Origin of the sequence: Burkholderia sp. WTPI3, assembly GCF_021483755.1 — a bacterium.
Classification (GTDB): domain Bacteria; phylum Pseudomonadota; class Gammaproteobacteria; order Burkholderiales; family Burkholderiaceae; genus Burkholderia.
The window spans coordinates 1-3,536 of the sequence record NZ_JAGIXF010000190.1 but is presented as its reverse complement, the minus strand read 5'-3'; the positions used below and the strand labels follow the sequence as shown (position 1 = coordinate 3,536).

Here is a 3,536-nt window from a genome sequence, read left to right as displayed (position 1 = left end):
CGGCATCGGGCAACAGCCGCGACAGGGCGACGGGCATCGCGATCGCGAGCGCGCCCGACACGAGATAGACCGCGCGCCATCCGGCGACGTCGGTGACGACACCCGCCAATGAACGCGCGGCCAGCAAGCCGATCACGACGCCGCCCTGCGCGGCGCCCACCACGCGTCCGCGCTCGCCGGCGCCGGCCAGTGCGGCCGAGCAGGCGATCAGTCCTTGCGTCATCGCGGTGCCGAGCAGGCCGACCGCCACCATTCCCGCGAGCAGTGCGACGCGGGTCGACGATGCGGCCACGCCGATGCACGCTGCCGTCAGCAGCAACAGCTGAACGGCGATCAGGCGCTTGCGGTTCAGCAGATCGCCGAGCGGCACGACGAACAGCAGCGCGAGTGCGCAGCCGAGCTGCGTCGCAGTGATGACGCCGCCGACTGCCGCCTGCGATACGCCGAAGTCGTGCGCGATCGAATCCAGCAGCGGTTGCGCGTAGTACACGTTGGCGACGCTCGCCGCGCAGCAGACGGCGAGCAGCGCGACCAGCGCCGTCGATGCGCATGCGTCGTCGGCCGGACGATCCGTGCACGATGTCGCGTTCACTGCGACGGGGCCTGAATGGCAGGACGATTCCATGGTTCTTCCTCGCACTATCTAGTTGCAATTTGAAACTAGTGTGAGTGTAGGGAAAGTAGTTTTAAAATGCAACCTGTGAAGCGGCGGGCGACGGGCCCGTGCATGACGGCCGGCGCCTGCGAAGGCGGCCGGTGCAACAGCGGAGAGGAACATGGCCAGGCAGAAAAGTCTTGCGGATTCGCCGTGCCCGGTGGCGCGGGCGACCGATATCGTCGGCGATCGCTGGGCGTTGCTGATCGTGCGCGATGCGTTCGACGGCGTGCGCCGGTTCGGCGATTTCCGCACGAGCCTCGGCGTCGCGAGCAACATCCTGTCGGACCGGTTGCGGATGCTGGTGGATGCCGGCGTATTCGACGTGGTGCCCGCGTCGGATGGCAGCGCGTATCAGGAGTACGCGCTGACGAAGAAGGGCGAGGGGCTGTTCCCGATCATCGTGATGCTGCGCCAGTGGGGCGAGGCGAACCTGTTCGCGCGCGGCGAGCCGCATTCGGTGCTGGTGGACCGCAAGACGGGCCGCGCGATCCGCAAGCTCGCGCTGCGGCACGACGACGGCCGGCCGGTGAAGGCGGCGGAGACGATGGTGCGCAAGGTCGGTGACCAGGCGGCTGCGACGCGGGAATGAGTGCCATGCGCGACGATCGTGCCGTCGGATAGACTGCTGCGATCATCGTTGACGGGAGGCGCATCGCCATGTCTCATCCGCTGGATTGCGCCGGTTATCGGCGTCTGGTTGACCTGCAACGCCGCATCCACGCGCGCGACGAGCGCGAGGGAGCCGAGAACGGCGTCGACCATGCGGACCCGGCGGCACCGCTGTGGCAGACCCCGCTCAACCATGTCGCCGTCGCGCCGCTGCGGGCGGGGCTGCATGTCAGGTATTTCGGCGAAGCGTGGGACGGTCCGTTCGAATGGACGCTGCGGTGCCTTGCGGAACGACAGGTCGCCGATGTCGTGGCCGATCTGGCATTCAGCGGCCCGGACGAAGGGGCGAACGGTACGCGTGAATGGGATTTCGGCGTGCTGCTCGATTCGGATGCGCGCTTTCCGATGCTCCGTTCGCTGTATGTCAGGCCGACCGGGCCGGCCGATCACAATGCGTCGATGATCGTTCGCCGCGACTTGATCATGCAGGAGGGCGGCGAGATCGCCCGCTTCGCTGCGAAAGCACCGTTTCTCACCGAACTGACGGTGCCCAATGCACCTGACGAGCGCTTCTTCGAGGTGGCGCTCGGCCACCTCAGCCGGTTGCGTATCGGCGGAGGATACGACACGCAACAGTTCATCGATCGTTTCGCCGACAGCGACAACCTGTCGTCGCTCGGTACGCTCGACTTCTCGGAGTCGACGGAATTGCACGCGACGTGGCGAGGCAAGCGCGTCGCGGGCGCGGTGACGACATTCGAGTCCTACGAGCGATTGCTGAAGAGCAAGGCTGGCCGGCGGCTGCATACGCTGTACCTGCGAAATACCTGCCTGAACCTCGACGAGCTGGAAACGCTGCAGGCGCTGCATCCGCGACTGCAATTCATGGTGATCCAGGCCGGCCGGGGCGGGTATGTCAGCCACTTCGGGCGCAACGTCTTTCCGTGGCGCCACCTGATCCAGGGCGATCCCGGCGACGCGTGATCGTTCCGCTCAATCGGCCGCCGATACCGCCTGGCGCGCACCAGCCGCACCGCGATGCGCATCCGGCCGTACCAGCGTCGCGATCAGCGCGGCCGCGATCAGCAGCACGACCGACACGGCGGTTTCGATATGCAGGCCGCCCACGGCCTGCCACGCGCTGCCGCCACCCGCGAGCGCGCCGAACGCGGCCACGCCCATCGCACCGCCGGCCTGACGCGCGGTGTTCAGCACCGCCGACGCGATGCCCGCGCGGTCATGTTCGACCGATGCGAGCACGGCCGTCGTCATCGCCGGCACCGCGAATCCCATACCGGTCGGAATCAGCAGGAATGGCACCAGCAGCAGCGGCAGCGGCGTCGACGCATCGATGAAATGCAGCGATCCGTAGCCGATGGCGGCGACGAGCGCGCCGGCGAGCATCGGCGCGCGCGGGCCGTGACGGGCGACCACGCGGCCGCTCGCCAGGTTCGCCAACAGGAAACCGCCCGTCAGCGGCAGGAACGCGAGCCCCGCCTGCAGCGCCGATTCGCCGCGCACGCGCTGCAGGTACAGCGCGAGCACGAACACCGTACCGTAATACGTGAGGTTCACGCAGATCCCGAACAGCACGGCCGCGCTGAACGTGCGGCGGCGGAACAGCGACAGCGGCAGCATCGGCGTCGCCGTGCGCGACTCGACCGCGACGAACGCGAGCGCGGCCAGCGCCGCGAGCGCGAAGCCGCCGCCGACGATCGGGTGCATGAAGCCGAGCGGCCGCCATTCGATCACGGCCCCCGTCAGCGCGGTCAGCATCGCGATCGCGATGAACTGGCCGCGCAGGTCGAGCGCTCGCACGGAACGCACCGGTCCTTCCGGTGCCGCCGCGGCGCGGCATGCGGGCACCCATGCGAACGCGGCTGCAAGCCCTGCCGCGCACAGCGGCAGGTTCACGAGAAAGATGCCGCGCCAGCCCCACGCCGCGATCAGCAGGCCGCCGACGACCGGGCCTGCCGCGATCGAGATCGAGCCCGCAGCCGTCCACCAGCCGACGGCGCGTGCACGCAGGCGCGGATCGTGCCGGCATGCGTCGTTGAGCAGCGCGAGCGAATTCGGCAGCATCGCCGCGGCGCCGACGCCCTGCAGCGCGCGGGCCGCGATCAGCAGCGCGGGCGCGACGGCGCCGCCGCAGGCGAGCGACGCGAGTGCGAACAGCACGAGGCCGGCGACGTATATCCGGCGCGCGCCGAAGCGATCGCCGAGTGCGCCGCCCGACAGCATCAGCACCGCGAACGCGAGCGTATAGGCA

General features: G+C 69.0%; 4 protein-coding genes. 2 read left to right on the top strand and 2 right to left on the bottom strand.

Annotated elements, in window-relative coordinates; translation table 11 throughout:
- Positions 1-625 (bottom strand): MFS transporter (locus J7024_RS36620; protein WP_234746031.1); only part of this gene is annotated, 625 nt, incomplete at its 3' end.
- Positions 626-776: 151 nt separating this feature from the next.
- Here J7024_RS36620 and J7024_RS36615 point away from each other — a divergent pair.
- Both J7024_RS36615 and J7024_RS36610 read left to right on the top strand, forming a co-directional pair.
- Complete coding sequence (locus J7024_RS36615; protein ID WP_124826484.1) at positions 777-1,247, top strand: winged helix-turn-helix transcriptional regulator; 471 nt, start codon at positions 777-779, stop codon at positions 1,245-1,247.
- Positions 1,248-1,315: 68 nt separating this feature from the next.
- The gene (locus J7024_RS36610; protein ID WP_124826483.1) at positions 1,316-2,251 is read left to right on the top strand and encodes a hypothetical protein; all 936 of its coding nucleotides are present in this window, start codon (positions 1,316-1,318) and stop codon (positions 2,249-2,251) included.
- 9 nt (positions 2,252-2,260) lie between these two features.
- Here J7024_RS36610 and J7024_RS36605 read toward each other — a convergent pair.
- Positions 2,261-3,536 (bottom strand): MFS transporter (locus J7024_RS36605; RefSeq protein WP_234746028.1); only part of this gene is annotated, 1,276 nt, incomplete at its 5' end.